This is a genomic window from Arthrobacter globiformis (genome assembly GCF_046536215.2).
GTDB lineage: Bacteria > Actinomycetota > Actinomycetes > Actinomycetales > Micrococcaceae > Arthrobacter > Arthrobacter globiformis_E.
Window position 1 is genome coordinate 4,693,897 of sequence record NZ_CM143421.1, and the last position, 14,166, is coordinate 4,708,062.

Consider the following 14,166-nt stretch of genomic DNA (forward strand, 5'->3'; position numbering starts at 1 on the left):
TGGTGCTCAGCTTTCGGGAGTGGTGGGTCGGTGGGCTGCCCGGCCCTGGCGCGTTTTTTCAGACTGGACCTTGGGGATCTGCTGCGTGCGGGGGTTGCGTTGCTTCTCCCGCTTCTCCTTCAGCTTTTCCCGGACCAGTTCGCGCGGCGATTCGTGGCTGCCGGGCCCGGACGGCTCGTGCGTGCGGAGCTCCTCCTGGGCTTCCAGCAGGTCCTCCAGGAGGCTGCGCAGTTCCGCGCGGACGTAGTCGCGGGTGGCCACCTCACGCAGCGCGATCCGGAGCGAGGCCAGCTCCCGGGTGAGGTATTCGGTGTCCGAAAGGTTGCGTTCGGCACGCTGGCGGTCCTGCTGCAGGGACACACGGTCGCGGTCGTCCTGGCGGTTCTGCGCGAGCAGCAGCAGCGGCGCCGCGTAGGAGGCCTGCAGGGACAGCATCAGCGTCAGGAGCGTAAACCCGAGTTCGACCTTGTCGAACTGCCACTCCGTGGGGGCGAAGGTGTTCCAGGCCAGCCAGAAGACACAGAACACGGTCATGTAGAGCAGGAACTGCGGCGTGCCCATGAAACGGGCGAAGCCCTCCGTCGCGTGGCCGAACGCATCAGGGTTCGGCGAGAACTTGGGGAGGATGCGCTGGCGGCCGCTCAGCGGCGTGTCCAGGCTGCCCTGGGCTGCCGGCTTTCCGCCCGGGCGGGTTCCCTTTGCCGTGTTCTCAGCCAATGCGGCCACCAAGCTTCCTGACCGGGGCCTCGCCGTCGTTCGCCCGCCAGTCATCGGGCAGCAGATGGTCCAGGACGTCGTCCACCGTCACCGCACCCACCAGCCGGCCGGCCTGGTTGACCACCGGCAGCGAGTTCAGGTTGTACGTGGCGAGCGTGCGGGCCACTTCGCTGATGTGGGCCAGGTCCGAGAGCGGCTCCAGGTTCTTGTCCACGAGGTTGCCCAGCGATTCGAACGGCGGGAAGCGCAGCAGCTGCTGGATGTGCACCACGCCGAGGAAGCGGCCCGTGGGGGTTTCCAGCGGAGGGCGGGCGATGAAGATGGACGAGGCGAGGGCAGGCGAGAGTTCCTCGCGCCGGACATGGGCGAGTGCCTCCGCCACCGTGGCTTCGGGCGGCAGGATCACCGGAACGGGCGTCATGAGGCCGCCGGCGGTGTCCTCGTCGTATTCGAGGAGGCGCCGGACATCCTCGGCGCCCTCGGGCTCCATCAGCTGCAGGAGTTCCTCCGCCTGGGCGGACGGCAGCTCGCCGAGGAGGTCGGCGGCGTCGTCGGGGTCCATCTCCTCGAGGACGTCGGCGGCGCGCTGGACGTCGAGGGCGGAGAGGATTTCCACCTGGTCGTCCTCGGGCAGTTCCTGCAGGACGTCCGCGAGCCGCTCGTCCTGCAGTTCGCTGGCCACTTCGAAGCGCCGCTTGTCGCTCATCTCCTGGAGCGCCTCGGCGAAGTCGGCGGGCTTGAGGTCCTCGTGGTTGGCCACGAACTGGGTGGCGGCCTGCGGTTCCGTCTTGGCTCCCTGGTGCGCGTCGGCCCAGTCGATGATCATGGTCTCGTTGCGGCGCAGCCTGCTTAGGGGCGCGAGGGAATGTCCGCGCCGGACGAACAGCTTGCTCACGAACCAGTCGCCTGAGCGGTGCTGGTCCATGGCGATGTCCTCGATGGTGGCGTCGCCGCTGCCGTCTGTGAGGGTGACCCGGCGGTCGAACATTTCGGCCACCACCAGGGTCTCCGCGCCGCGCTGTTCGAAGCGCCGGAGGTTGACCAGGCCGGTGCAGATGACCTGGGTCTGGTCTATGGAGGTGATCCGGGTCATCGGGACGAAGACGCGCTTCTTGCCGGGTACTTCGACGACGATGCCCACCACGTGCGGGGCGCCGCGGGTGCCGCGGGAGAGCACGACGACGTCACGCAATCGTCCCAGACGGTCGCCCAGAGGGTCGAAGACGTCCAGTCCGAGGAGGCGCGCAACAAAGACGCGGGTAGGATTCGTGCTCACCTCTACAGGCTACCGAGTCTGCTCTCTTTTAGCTGAATTTTCAGCCCGCACCCATCCTTATAGGCAAGAATGAAGACATGGCGAATATTTTTGGTGCTCCCAAAGCTGGACCCAACGGCCCGGACGAATCGAAGACGGTCCCCACGGGGGCCACCGTCGGCTCGTATACCTCCTACCTGGACGCCCAGAAGGCCGTGGACTACCTCGCCGACCAGCAGTTCCCGGTCCATCTGGTGTCCATCGTGGGGAACGACCTCAAGATGGTGGAACGCGTGACGGGGCGCCTCAGCTACCCGCGGGTGGCGCTCTCCGGTGCGCTGAGCGGCATGTGGTTCGGCCTCTTCGTCGGCGTCATGCTGTCCTTCTTCACGCCCGCCGGCGGGACCTTCTCCATCATCAGCTCGGTACTGATGGGTGCGGCGTTCTTCATGCTGTTCGGGATCGTCACCTACGCCATGCAGCGCGGCAAGCGCGACTTCACGTCCACCAGCCAGGTGGTTGCCACCAACTACGACGTCGTCGTGGCCTTCGAAGCCGCCCACGAGGCACGCCGGCTGCTCCAGCAGCTGCCGATGACGCCGTCCGACGCCACCCCGGGCGGGCGCCAGGCGGCGCACACCCAGCACGATTACCAGAACCAGCCCTACCAGCAGCGGGGCCGGCACCAGGGACCGCCGCAGGGTCCGTCCCAGGGCCAGGCGCCGCAACGGCCGGCGGGCTGGAACGACCCCTACGGCCAGCGCAGCCAGGACGCCAACGAGCAGTACGGCGCAGGCCAGCACGTGCAGGGCGGACAGCCGCAGGACCCCCACCAGCAGCACGGCGCAAACCAGCAATACGGCGCAGGACAGCAGGGCCAGCAGTACGACCTAGAGCAGCCTTACGGCGCGAACCAGCAGCCCGGTAACCAGCAGGCCGGCGCCAACCAGCACGGGCAGGCAGCAGAGGGCACACCGGCAGCGGGCCAGCGCCCGGCGTCGTCCGTCCGCTACCCGGACCTGCCGGACGGCCGGCCGCAGTACGGCGTACGGGTGGACCCGAACCAGGCCGAGCAGGGCCGGGACGGACAGCAGCAATAGCCCGGGGCCAATAAGGCCCAGGACAGCACGAAGGGACGGGCACCGGAGCATCCGGTGGCCGTCCCTTCGTGTGTTGGCCCGCCTAACCCTTGGCGTCGATCTCCTGGTAGATGCCGGCCATCCAGGCCTCGACGTCGTTCGCCGTGCGGGGCAGCGCCGCGCTGAGGTTCACGGGGCCCTCGGCGGTCATCAGGATGTCGTCCTCGATGCGCACGCCGATGCCGCGGTACTCCCCGGGAATGGCGAGGTCCTCCTCCTTGAAGTACAGGCCCGGTTCGATGGTGAAGACCATGCCCTCGCGCAGCACGCCGTCGAGGTAGAGTTCCCGCCTGGCCTGGGCACAGTCATGGACGTCGAGGCCAAGGTGGTGGCTGGTGCCGTGCGGCATCCAGCGCCGGTGCTGCTGGCCGTCCTCGCCCAGGGCCTCCTCGACGGAGACCGGAAGCAGGCCCCATTCGGCGAGCCGCTCCGCGAGGACTGTGGTGGCGGCGGTGTGCACGTCGCGGAACTTCACGCCGATCCGGGCGGCCGCGAAGCCGGCGTCGGCCGCGTCCAGGACGGCCTCGTAGACCTTGCGCTGAATATCCGAGAACTTGCCGTTGGCCGGAAGCGTGCGCGTGATGTCCGCGGTGTAGAGCGAATCGGCCTCCACGCCGGCGTCCAGCAGGAGCAGCTCACCGGCGTTGACCTTGCCGGTGTTGCGGGTCCAGTGGAGCACGGTGGCGTTGTTGCCGGAGGCGGCGATGGTGTCGTAGCCGAGTTCGTTGCCTGCCTCCCGGGCGCGGGCGAAGAAGGCGCCTTCCACCACGCGTTCGCCGCGGTCGTGCGTCAGGGCGCGGGGTAGGGCCTTAACCACCTCGGTGAAGCCTTCCACGGTGGCGGCCACCGCGATCTTCATCTGCTCGATTTCCCACTCGTCCTTGGTCAGCCGCAGTTCGGAGAGGGCTTCGGAGAGCTGTTCGTCGAGGGCGTCCAGCACGCCCAGGTCCAGGTTGTCCGGATCCTTGGCGGTGTTGTAGCGGGCGGTGTCCACGAGGGCATCGATGTTTTCGTCCACCTTGCGCACCAGGCGGATGGAGATGCCGCCGATTTCGGGGGCGCCGACGTTCTTGGTGACGGCCATCTCGAGTTCGTTGATGTGGGCCGTGGGGATTCCGAGCCTGGCCTCGAACTCGGCCAGCGTGGGCCGTGCGCCGATCCAGAATTCCCCCGACCGCGCGTCGGCATAGAACTGTTCGGTGTCCCGTCCGGCCAGCGGCCGGAAGTAGAGCGTGGCGCGGTGGTTGCCGCCGTCGTCGCCCTTTCCCTCCTCGACAGGTTCGAAGATGAGCACGGCGTCGGGCTCATGGTCCAGCCCGAGGCCGGTGAGGTGGGCGAAGCCGGAGTGCGGCCGGAAGCGGTAGTCGCAGTCGTTGGAGCGGACCTTCAGGGGGCCGGCCGGAAGCACCAGGCGTTCGCCCTTGAACTGGTCGGAGATGGCGCGCCGCCTCCTCGCGGCGTGGCTGGCGACGGCGTCCTGTTCAGAGGTCACCTGCGGCGCGGGCGCCCAATTGCTGGCCATGAAGGCCTTGAAAGCCGCGGAACTGGGCCGCTGGGAGCGGTTGTTGACGCGCTCGTCCAGGGGCTGGGAAGCTGTGTTTTCACCGTTGTGGGTGTTGTCTGCATCGTTCACCGTCCAATAGTCTCACCAGTCCCAAGGACTCACCAGCCGAGGCAGAATCACGCCCATCCCGGCCACGGAGGCGCGCCATCTACTAGGCTGGGCTGGTGAGGATAGATCTGCACGCCCACTCGAACGTTTCCGACGGCACGGAAACACCTGCTGAGGTCATGGCAGCCGCGGCGGCGGCAGGGCTGAACGTCATTGCGCTGACGGACCACGACTCCACGGACGGCTGGGAGGAAGCGTCCCGGGCGGCGGTAGACAACGGCGTGGCACTGGTACCCGGCATGGAGATTTCCTGCCGGACGGAACACGGGATCAGCGTCCACCTCCTGAGCTACCTGCACGACCCCGCACACCCGGGCCTGCTCGAGGAGATCACCAAGGCCAGGGAAGCCCGCCTCACGCGCGCCGAACGCATGGTCACGCTGCTGGCCGAGGATTACCCGCTGAGCTGGGACGACGTGATCCACCACGTGGCGCCCGGGGCCACGCTGGGACGGCCGCACATCGCCGACGCCCTGGTGGCCGCCGGTGTGGTGGCGGACCGTTCCGAGGCCTTCACCTCGATCCTGACCTCCCACTCGCGCTACTTCGTGCAGCACTACGCGCCGGAGCCGGCCCTCGCCGTCGAACTGGTCCGCGCCGCCGGCGGCGTTCCCGTCTTTGCCCACCCCGTCGCCTCCGCGCGCGGCCGCATCGTGGGTGAAAGCACGTACCACAGCATGATCGACGCCGGCCTGGCCGGGCTCGAGGTCAACCACCGGGACAACCCGGAGGAGGGCCGGGAATTCCTGCGGAAGCTGGCCGCCCAGCACGGGCTCCTGGTGACCGGCTCCTCGGACTACCACGGCCTGGGCAAGCCCAACCGGCTCGGCGAGAACCTGACGGCGCCGGATGTGTTCGAGCGGATCGAGGAGCTGGGCACGGGCGCCGCCGTCGTGCGCTGACCCAAGTAAGTAGCAGCACAGGGCGTTCCCAGCGCTGGGAACGCCCTGAAGTGCTACCTAGTTGGGCGGGTAGGACGCGATCTCGGCGTGCGCCCCCAGCCGCTTGGCCATGACGTCGATGGCCGGCTGGTTCTGGTCCACGCAGACGAACCTGCGGCCCATCTTGGCAGCCACCGCACCGAGCGTGCCGGAACCGGCGAAGAAATCGAGGCACCAGTCACCGGGGCGGCTGGACGCGGCCACCACCCGGCGCACCAGGCCCTCGGGCTTCTGCGTGGGGTAGCCGGTCTTTTCCTTGCCCGTGGGGGAGACGATGGTGTGCCACCAGACGTCCGTGGGCAGCTTGCCCAGTTCACGCTTGGCCGGGGTCACGAGCCCCGGCGCCATGTAGGGCTCGCGGTCCACCTCGGCGCTGTTGAAGTGGTACTTGGCCGGGTTTTTGACGTAGACGAGGATGTTGTCGTGCTTGGTGGGCCAGCGGTTTTTGGCGCGCGCACCGTAGTCGTAGGCCCAGATGATCTCGTTGAGGAAGCACTCACGGCCGAAGATGGCGTCCAGCATCACCTTGGCGTAATGCACCTCGCGGTAGTCGAGGTGCAGGTACAGGGTGCCGTCGTCGGCCAGGAGCCGCCAGGCCTCCACCAGGCGCGGCTCGAGAAAGGACCAGTAGTCGCTGAAGGCGTCGTCGTAGCGGTGCAGGGCGCCCTTGATCGTGTCGTAGGAGCGGCCCTTGAATCCCACCCGGTCGCCGTCGCCGTCGGCATTGAGCACCATCCGTGTTTCCTGGCGCTGCTGGGCCCGGCCGGTGTTGAAGGGCGGGTCCACGTAGATCAGTGTGAAGGCGCCGTCCGGCAGCGTGGGGAGGAAGTCCGCGTTATCCGCGTGCACCACCAGGTTGCTGCCGTCCGGCGCCCAGACAGTTTCAGTCATTGAGGCTATGGGGCCTCGGGGCCGGGCTGCGCGCCGGTTGCAGCGGATTCGCTGCCGGAAACCACTTCGCCGTTGCGGCGGCGCGTGCGGGTGCGGTTGCGGCGCGGGCGCGCCGGCTGCTCGCCTTCAACGGTCGCGGTGGCGGCGGTACCGGTTCCGGCATCGGCACCGGACTCGGAGGAACGGCTGTCTGAAGAACGACGGCGGCGCTCGCCTGAGCGCTTGCCCGCGTCACCGCCGCGGCGGCTGCCGTCCCTGCTGCCGCCATACCGGCCGCCGGAACGGCCGCCCGAGCGGCTGTTCTTCTTGCCGGTCTCGCCCAGGTCCTCCAGGACCTCGGCGTCGACGCCGGCGAGGGTGCGCTTGCTGCGCGGCAGCCGGCCCTTGGTGCCCTCCGGGATATCCAGGTCGGTGTAAAGGTGCGGTGAGGAGGAATACGTCTCCACCGGCTCGGGAACGTTCAGCCCGAGCGCCTTGTTCACCAGGCCCCAGCGCGGCATGTCGTCCCAGTCAACGAACGTCACGGCCGTGCCCTTGTTGCCGGCGCGGCCGGTGCGGCCCACGCGGTGCAGGTAGATCTTTTCGTCTTCGACGCACTGGTAGTTGATGACGTGCGTAACGTCCTCGACGTCGATGCCGCGCGCGGCGACGTCGGTGGCCACCAGGACGTCCACCTTGTTGTTGCGGAAGGCCCGCAGCGCCTGCTCGCGGGCGCCCTGGCCGAGGTCGCCGTGGATGGCGGCGGCGGCAAAGCCGCGGTCCACCAGTTCCTCGGCCACCTTGGCGGCGGTCCGCTTGGTCTTGGTGAAGATGATGGTGCGCCCGCGCTCCCGGGCCTGCAGGATCCTGGAGACCACTTCGGTCTTGTCCATGCTGTGGGCGCGGTAGATCAGCTGGCGGATGTCGCGCTTGGTCAGGCCTTCGTCGTCCGGATCGGCGGCGCGGATGTGGGTGGGCTGGGTCATGTAGCGGCGGGCCATCGCGATGACCGGGCCGGGCATGGTGGCCGAGAACAAGAGCGTCTGGCGGACGGCGGGGGTGCCGGCGATGAGGGTCTCGACGTCGGGCAGGAAGCCGAGGTCCAGCATCTCGTCGGCTTCATCCAGTACAACGATCTTGACGTTCTTGAGCACCAGGTGGCGCTGCTTGAAGAGGTCGATGAGGCGGCCCGGCGTGCCGACGACCACTTCGACGCCCTTCTGCAGCGCGTCGATCTGCGGTTCGTAGGCGCGGCCGCCGTAGATCGTGGCGATTCGGACGTTCCGCTTGCGGGATGCCGTCTGCAGGTCGTTGGCCACCTGGACGGCAAGTTCGCGGGTGGGAACGATCACCATGGCCTGCGGCGCGCCGGGGGAGGGGAGCTTGTCGAACCCGGCGTCGTCCCGGCCCACCACGCGCTGCAGCACGGGGATGCCGAAGCCGAGGGTCTTGCCGGTACCGGTCTTGGCCTGGCCGATGATGTCGTGGCCGGTCAGGGCGACGGGCAGCGTCATGGCCTGGATGGGGAAGGGGTGCGTGATGCCGGCGTCGGCCAGGGATTCGACGATGTCGGAGCGGACGTCGAAGTCGGCGAACGACTTTTCGGCTATTTCGTGCGGCTTCTCGTCCGAGATGATGGTCTCTTCCGGCTCGATGGTCTCGGTGCCGGTGTCGTCGGAGAGCAGCTGGTGGGTATGCAATTCACTCACAGGGGAGTTTCCTTATTCATTTAGGCATTGGCGCCGCCTGCTCAACGGGGCGGGCGCGGGGGCCGTTCCGGAGCACGCTCAGGCGCGCAAGCAATTCCAGTGGAAGCCGATCGCGGGCTATCTAATTGCCGGCACTGGGGACCGGCGGGTGTGACTCAAGATCGCGTAGGGGCGGGCTTGTTGAATTCAAATCAAGGAAATCAACGACCGGGCATCCATTACTACGCACCCAGTCTACTGGCAAACCCGTGTTTTCCTTGACTCAGCCCGCCGCAGGGGCCCGTGGCGGGCGCCGGAGCGGATCAGTCGACGAGCTCGAGGTGGATCTCCCGGGTGGTGATGTCCGAGGAGATGAGCCGGACGCGGACCCTGGTGCCGGGCTCCATCTCGCCCTCGCACCTGGCTGTCACGGCCGGTTCGGCGATCTGGACCACGCCGGAGGGGCCGGATCCGTTGCTCCCCTTGCCGTTCAGGCCCTTGCCGCCGTTCCCGTTCCCATTGCCGTTCCCGTTCCCATTGCCATTGCCGTTTTTGGCCGGCTTCGACCCGGAGATCACCACGGCATCGAACTCCTGGCCGATGTGGTTGATCAGCAGCGCGGCTTCCACGGTGTCCAGGGCCAGGCGTTCCATCCTCGCCGCCAGTTGGTCCGAGTACGCCATGATTTCGGGCAGCGAGGGAAGCGCCTCCCGCGCCCAGGCCGGCACCGGCCGGTCGTTGCTCAGGGCCTCGCAGATGACCAGCACGAACCTGTCCACGAGCCGGCGCAGCGGCGCGGTGGTGTGGGCGTACGCGGTGCCGATGGCCGACTGAACGGCGTCCTCCGGGACGGTTCCGTCGAAGTGCGTGTACGCGGCCCCGCGGAAGAGCATGCCGGCCGAATGCAGGATGGCCAGTTGGCGGTGGTCGGTGGGATCGAGGGTGCGCAAGTACTCGCCGTAGGTTTCCTGCCCGTCCCACGGTTTGCCCAGCGCGGCTGTCTGCCGCTTGAAATGGCTGAGCGAGCGTTCATCCGGGGCAGGCATGGTGCGCAGGATCCCCACCTTGCCGTTGAGCATCAGGGAGGCCGCAGCCATCCCGGTCATCAGCGAAATCTGGGCGTTCCAGTCCTCCACCGGCAGCTGGGGGACTGCCACGATCCGGTAGCCGCCGTCGGGCAGTTGGACGATCTCCTGCTCCGGCATGTTCAGGCTCGCGCCGCCGCGGGCCCGCTCCAGGTCCACGCGCTTGCGCCCCACCTCGCGCAGGAGCTGCAGCATGGGCGGCGCCGTGCCGGCATCCAGGTCCGCCTGGACGCCCTTGTAGTTGAGCTTGGCCCGGCTGCGCACGGTGGCCCGGCGGACCACCACGGACGCCACCTCGGCGGCGGCGTCGAGTTCGAACTCCCAGACGAACGCGGAGCACAGCTGCCCGGCCAGCAGGCTGCCGGCGTTCTCGCTGATGACCTCCGGGTGCAGCGGAATCCGTCCGTCCGGCGCGTAGAAGGTCTGCCCGCGGCGGCGGGTCTCGGCGTCGAGCGCGCCGCCCGGCTGCACGAAGGACGGCACGTCGGCGATGGCGTAGAGGATCCGGTAGCCGTCGCCGCGGCGTTCGATGAAGAGCGCCTGGTCAAGGTCGGTGGACGACGGCGGATCGATGGTCAGGAACTCCACCCCGGTCAGGTCCAGGGCCGGGAATTCCCGGTCGGCAACGGCCGCTTCGGCTTCCTTGAGCACGTCCTCGGGGAATTCCCCGGGAAGCTCCAGTTCCGTCCGCAGCGCGCTCAGGGCGTCCGCGAGCGCGTTGGTCTGCTCGTGGACGCTGGGCGACAGCCGATGATGTGACACGAAAATCAGGTTAGCCCGAATTGCGCCGTTAGTCTTGGATTATGGGCACATCCTCGGCTGACACCGCTCGCTATGACCGCTTTGTCGCAGACCTGTTCGGCGTGATGGCATACGGTGAGCTGTCCGCGTTCGAGCGGCTGTCCTCGGACGCCCGTTACTCGCCCACGCTGCACGACCGCGCCGTGCTCGGCAGGATCGCCGTCATTGAGTTCCAGCACTACGAGCTGGTGAGCGCCAAGCTGGCGGACATGGGTGTGGACGTCGAACACGCGATGCTGCCGTTCCAGCTGGCCGTGGACCATTTCCATGAACGGACCCGCCCGGCGGACTGGTACGAGTCCCTGATGAAGGCCTATGTGGTGGACACGGTGTCCGCCGATTTCTACCGGGCGGTGGCCCGGTTCGTGGATGCCGGAACGCGGGACGTGATCCAGCAGATCCAGCCGTCTGAGGAGGCCACGGCCGTGCTCCGGGACCGGCTCAAGGGCGCCCTGGCTGACGACCCGCGGCTCGCCTCCCGGCTGGCGCTGTGGGGCCGCCGGCTGCTGGGCGAAGCGATCACGCAGGCCCAGCGCGTGGGCCACGAACATGCCTTCCTGGGCGAGCTGTTCGTCGAGGCGGAACCGGCCGCCACGGACGCCACGGCACGCGAGCTGGTGCGGGGCATCACCGCCGAAGTCGCGGAAAACCATTCCCGGCGGATGGTCCAGCTGGGCCTCAGCGGCTAGCCGTTTCTCCGCTTAGGAGACGGCGGCCGGCGCCGTTGCGTCCAGGGCGTCGAGCAGTTCTGCCGCGGCGCCCGACGGGTCAGCCGCTTCGGTGATGGCGCGCACGACGACGATCCGGGTGGCTCCCGCCGCCAGGACCTGCTCCACGTTGGTGCGGTCGATCCCGCCGATCGCGAACCAGGGCAGCAGCAGGCCGCCCACCCGTTCCTCATTCGCCGTCCGGACAGCCCGCGCGGCGTAGCTCACCAGGTCGAGTCCGACGGCGGCCCGCCCGGGCTTGGTGGGCGTGGCCCACAGCGGACCCACGCAGAAATAATCCAGGCCGCTGCGCCCGTGCGCGGCGGCGACGGCGGCGTCCACCTGCTCCGTGCTGTGGGTGGAAAGCCCGATCACGGTGGCGTCGTGCAGGAGCTTCCGGGCGGCGCGGAGCGGCAGGTCCTTCTGGCCGATGTGGAACACCGGTGCGCCGGCGATGGACGCGATGTCGGCGCGGTCGTTCACGGCCCACAGCCGGCCGTGCCTGCGGGCGGCGGCATGGACGATTTCCAGCAGCTCGAGTTCCTCGGCCGCCTCGATGCTCTTGTCCCGCAGCTGGATGATGTCCACGCCGCCGGCGAACGCCGCGTCCACGAAGTCCGCAAAGTCCCCGCGGTCCTTGCGGGCGTCGGTGCAGAGGTAGAGGCGGGCGGAGGTGTGGGCAGAGTGCTGGGTCATGGCAACCACCTTAGTTCCTCTAAACTGGGCAGGTACCGCGGGAGCCTGTTACTGCTGTCATAAAAGGCGCAGGGCTGAGAGGGCGTCAGAGCCGACCGCTTGACCTGATCCGGTTAGTACCGGCGTAGGGAAGGATTTTCATGAACCCTGAAACCAGCGGCGCAGAATGTGCCGCCACCCGTCTTGAGGCGGATGTGGCCGTCATCGGCGGCGGCGTTGTGGGCCACGGCATCGCCTGGGAAGCACGGCGCTCCGGCCGTTCGGTGGTGCTCATCGATGAGGCCCCCGGGAGCGGTGCAAGCTGGGCCGCGGCCGGCATGCTGGCTCCGGTCAGCGAACTGCACTACCAGGAGGAAGGGCTCCTGGAGCTGATGCTGGAGTCCTCCGCCCGGTGGCCGGAGTTTGCCGCCACCCTCACCACCGGCGAGGACGCCGGATACCTGACGACGCCGACCCTTGCGGTGGGTGCCGACCCCGCCGACCGCCGCGCCCTGATGGACCTGCGGGATGTGCAGCGGAGCCACGGCCTGGAGGTTGAGCCGCTGACCATCCGCGAGGCACGTTCCCGCGAGCCGCTGCTCAGCCCCGCGATCTCCTGCGCCCTGGACATCCCGGCGGACCACCAGGTGGATCCGCGAAGGCTCGTCCGGGCGATTGCTGCCGGGCTGGCCGGCCATCGCCAGGAAACTGCGGCGGCGGAGGGATACGCGGTGCGGGAGCACGCGGCCGGCCTGCTCTGGGACGGCGGACGCGTCAGCGGGGTCCGGCTGGCCGGCGGGGGCACCGTCCGGGCGGCCGAGACGGTGGTGGCCAACGGGCTGGCCGCGGCGCAGCTGCAGGACCTGCCGGAAGGCCTGCACTTGCCCCTGCGCCCGGTCTACGGCGACATCCTCAGGCTCAGGGTCCCCGCACACCTGCAGCCCCTGCTCACCGCAACAGTCCGCGGCATGGTGCGGGGCGTTCCGGTCTATATCGTGCCCCGCCAGGACGGCACTGTGGTGATCGGCGCCACCCAGCGCGAGGACGGGGTGCCGGGCACCAGCGCCGGCGGCGTCTACCAGCTGCTGCGCGACGCGCAGGTCCTGCTGCCGGCGGTCGCCGAGCTCGAGCTCCTCGAAGCCACGGCGCGGGCGCGGCCGGGCACACCGGACAACGCGCCGCTGCTCGGCCGCGTGCCGGCCGGCGGGCCCCGGTCCGGGTTGGAACCAGGGCAGGAATACGGCACAGACGTGGCCGGCCTCATCATCGCCACCGGGTTCTTCCGCCACGGCGTCCTGCTAACCCCGGCGGCCGCAGTGATCTGCCGACAGCTCATGGACGGCATTCGGGACCCGCGCTGGGCCGCATTCCGGCCGGGCCGGTTTTCCCGCGGGCTCCAGGACCCGGTTGGATCAGTGGAATCCGCGCCGGTGGAATCCGGCCGGCTGGAATCCGCCCCCGCGCTCAGCCCTGCCCCTGGCTGATCACCGCCCAGCCAATCACCGCATGACCCGCGTCACATTTGACCCAAACAAGGAACCAGCATGAACATCACTCTGAACGGTATCGAACAGGAAGTAGGCGAGGGCGCCTCGGTCACCTCGCTCGTCAGCCAGGTCACGGGGCGCCGCCTGTCCGCAAACGGGCAGGCCGCCGACGGCCAGCGACTGGGTGTGGCGGTGGCGCGCAATGCAGCCGTCGTGCCGCGCAGCCAGTGGCACAGCACCGCCCTCGCCGAGGGCGACGAGATCGAACTAGTCACGGCAGTCCAAGGAGGATGAGCACGATGGCAGAAACACTGATTGAAACAGCAGACAGCCTGGTCATTGACGGGGTGGAGCTGACCTCGCGGCTCATCATGGGCACCGGGGGCGCCCCGAGCCTGGACGGCCTCGGCTCAGCTCTGGTGGCGTCCGGCACCCAGCTGACCACGGTTGCGATGCGCCGCTACTCGCCTGCCGAAACGGGTTCGCTCTTCCAGCTGCTGGTGGACCACAACATCCGCGTGCTCCCCAACACCGCCGGCTGCTTCACCGCCCGGGATGCCGTCATGACGGCAGAGCTCGCCCGCGAGGCGCTGGAGACGGACTGGGTCAAGCTCGAGGTCATCGCGGACGAGCACACGCTGCTGCCGGACGCCGTGGAGCTCGTGGACGCCACCGAGCAGCTGGTCAACCGCGGCTTCAAGGTCTTCGCGTACACCAACGACGACCCCGTCCTGGCACTCCGGCTTGAAAACCTGGGAGCCTCGGCCGTGATGCCGCTGGGAGCACCGATCGGCACAGGCCTGGGCATCCTCAACCCGCACAACATCGAGCTGATCGTGTCGCGGGCCTCCGTTCCCGTGGTGCTTGATGCCGGGATCGGCACCGCCTCGGACGCGGCACTGGCCATGGAGCTGGGCTGCGATGCGGTGCTGCTGGCCACCGCCGTCACGCGCGCCCAGAACCCCGCACTCATGGCTGAGGCCTTCAAACACGCTGTCGCCGCGGGTAGGCTGGCGCGTGCGGCCGGGCGGATCCCGCGCCGTGAGCATGCCTTGGCCTCGTCGGCCATGGAGGGCCGGGCGGAGTTCCTCTAAGCCCGGCCCTCCATGGCGGCCCGGCGGCGGCAGGC

The 14,166-nt window shown here is 68.8% G+C and carries 13 protein-coding genes and 1 riboswitch; of the genes, 6 read left to right on the forward strand and 7 right to left on the reverse strand.

Translation table 11 applies throughout. The features are described 5' to 3' along the window. Positions 1 to 6: 6 nt before the first annotated feature. Positions 7 to 726, reverse strand: a complete 720-nt coding sequence (locus R5O87_RS21360; protein WP_410553949.1) for a DUF1003 domain-containing protein — start codon at positions 724 to 726, stop codon at positions 7 to 9. Continuing rightward, complete coding sequence (locus R5O87_RS21365; RefSeq protein WP_003805129.1) at positions 710 to 1,993, reverse strand: magnesium transporter MgtE N-terminal domain-containing protein; 1,284 nt, start codon at positions 1,991 to 1,993, stop codon at positions 710 to 712. Before R5O87_RS21365 ends, R5O87_RS21360 begins: the two co-directional genes overlap by 17 nt. Before the next feature lie 77 nt (positions 1,994 to 2,070). Between R5O87_RS21365 and R5O87_RS21370 the strand changes: the two genes are divergently transcribed. Continuing rightward, on the forward strand, positions 2,071 to 3,072 hold the full coding sequence (locus tag R5O87_RS21370; protein WP_410553950.1) for a YflT domain-containing protein: 1,002 nt from the start codon (positions 2,071 to 2,073) through the stop codon (positions 3,070 to 3,072). Between the two features lie 82 nt (positions 3,073 to 3,154). Here R5O87_RS21370 and R5O87_RS21375 read toward each other — a convergent pair whose 3' ends face one another. Continuing rightward, entirely contained in the window at positions 3,155 to 4,744 is a 1,590-nt protein-coding gene (locus R5O87_RS21375) for an aminopeptidase P family protein (RefSeq protein ID WP_410553951.1), read from the reverse strand. Between the two features lie 95 nt (positions 4,745 to 4,839). On the opposite strand from R5O87_RS21375, the gene R5O87_RS21380 reads away from it, so the two are divergent. Beyond that, positions 4,840 to 5,685, forward strand: a complete 846-nt coding sequence (locus tag R5O87_RS21380) for a PHP domain-containing protein (protein ID WP_410553952.1) — start codon at positions 4,840 to 4,842, stop codon at positions 5,683 to 5,685. A 57-nt stretch (positions 5,686 to 5,742) separates the two neighbouring features. On the opposite strand, the gene R5O87_RS21385 is transcribed toward R5O87_RS21380, so the two are convergent. The 3 genes from R5O87_RS21385 to R5O87_RS21395 all read right to left on the reverse strand — a co-directional run bounded on the left by R5O87_RS21385 (position 5,743) and on the right by R5O87_RS21395 (position 10,129). Continuing rightward, a complete protein-coding gene (locus R5O87_RS21385; RefSeq protein WP_387097575.1) occupies positions 5,743 to 6,615 on the reverse strand; it encodes a DNA-methyltransferase in 873 nt (290 codons plus the stop codon). Between the two features lie 5 nt (positions 6,616 to 6,620). Then, positions 6,621 to 8,303 carry a DEAD/DEAH box helicase gene (locus tag R5O87_RS21390; RefSeq protein ID WP_410553954.1) on the reverse strand — a complete coding sequence of 561 codons (1,683 nt, stop codon included), beginning with the start codon at positions 8,301 to 8,303 and terminating at the stop codon, positions 6,621 to 6,623. A gap of 302 nt (positions 8,304 to 8,605) precedes the next feature. Then, on the reverse strand, positions 8,606 to 10,129 hold the full coding sequence (locus tag R5O87_RS21395) for an RNB domain-containing ribonuclease (protein WP_410553955.1): 1,524 nt from the start codon (positions 10,127 to 10,129) through the stop codon (positions 8,606 to 8,608). A 41-nt stretch (positions 10,130 to 10,170) separates the two neighbouring features. On the opposite strand from R5O87_RS21395, the gene R5O87_RS21400 reads away from it, so the two are divergent. Next, a complete protein-coding gene (locus tag R5O87_RS21400) occupies positions 10,171 to 10,857 on the forward strand; it encodes a ferritin-like fold-containing protein (protein WP_410553956.1) in 687 nt (228 codons plus the stop codon). A 12-nt stretch (positions 10,858 to 10,869) separates the two neighbouring features. Here the strand turns inward: R5O87_RS21400 and thiE are convergent, their stop codons facing one another. After that, positions 10,870 to 11,571, reverse strand: coding sequence for a thiamine phosphate synthase (gene thiE / locus R5O87_RS21405; RefSeq protein ID WP_410553957.1), 702 nt, complete (start codon positions 11,569 to 11,571; stop codon positions 10,870 to 10,872). A gap of 27 nt (positions 11,572 to 11,598) precedes the next feature. Further along, a riboswitch (TPP riboswitch) is annotated at positions 11,599 to 11,719 on the forward strand. Between thiE and thiO the strand changes: the two genes are divergently transcribed. The 3 genes from thiO (at position 11,712) to R5O87_RS21420 (ending at position 14,131) form a co-directional block, all read left to right on the forward strand. Beyond that, the gene (gene thiO / locus R5O87_RS21410; protein ID WP_410553958.1) at positions 11,712 to 13,034 is read left to right on the forward strand and encodes a glycine oxidase ThiO; all 1,323 of its coding nucleotides are present in this window, start codon (positions 11,712 to 11,714) and stop codon (positions 13,032 to 13,034) included. It overlaps the preceding riboswitch by 8 nt. 60 nt (positions 13,035 to 13,094) lie before the next feature. Further along, a complete protein-coding gene (thiS, locus tag R5O87_RS21415; protein ID WP_003805112.1) occupies positions 13,095 to 13,331 on the forward strand; it encodes a sulfur carrier protein ThiS in 237 nt (78 codons plus the stop codon). A gap of 5 nt (positions 13,332 to 13,336) precedes the next feature. Beyond that, complete coding sequence (locus tag R5O87_RS21420) at positions 13,337 to 14,131, forward strand: thiazole synthase (RefSeq protein WP_410553959.1); 795 nt, start codon at positions 13,337 to 13,339, stop codon at positions 14,129 to 14,131. The last annotated feature ends 35 nt before the right edge of the window (positions 14,132 to 14,166 follow it).

Bases quoted from the DNA above. Each gene is read 5' to 3' on its own strand.
- R5O87_RS21370 (WP_410553950.1), top strand. From the start codon at position 2,071: ATGGCGAATATTTTTGGTGCTCCCAAAGCTGGACCCAACGGCCCGGAC.
- R5O87_RS21385 (WP_387097575.1), bottom strand. From the start codon at position 6,615: ATGACTGAAACTGTCTGGGCGCCGGACGGCAGCAACCTGGTGGTGCAC.
- R5O87_RS21400 (WP_410553956.1), top strand. From the start codon at position 10,171: ATGGGCACATCCTCGGCTGACACCGCTCGCTATGACCGCTTTGTCGCA.
- thiE (WP_410553957.1), bottom strand. From the start codon at position 11,571: ATGACCCAGCACTCTGCCCACACCTCCGCCCGCCTCTACCTCTGCACC.
- thiO (WP_410553958.1), top strand. From the start codon at position 11,712: ATGAACCCTGAAACCAGCGGCGCAGAATGTGCCGCCACCCGTCTTGAG.
- thiS (WP_003805112.1), top strand. From the start codon at position 13,095: ATGAACATCACTCTGAACGGTATCGAACAGGAAGTAGGCGAGGGCGCC.
- R5O87_RS21420 (WP_410553959.1), top strand. From the start codon at position 13,337: ATGGCAGAAACACTGATTGAAACAGCAGACAGCCTGGTCATTGACGGG.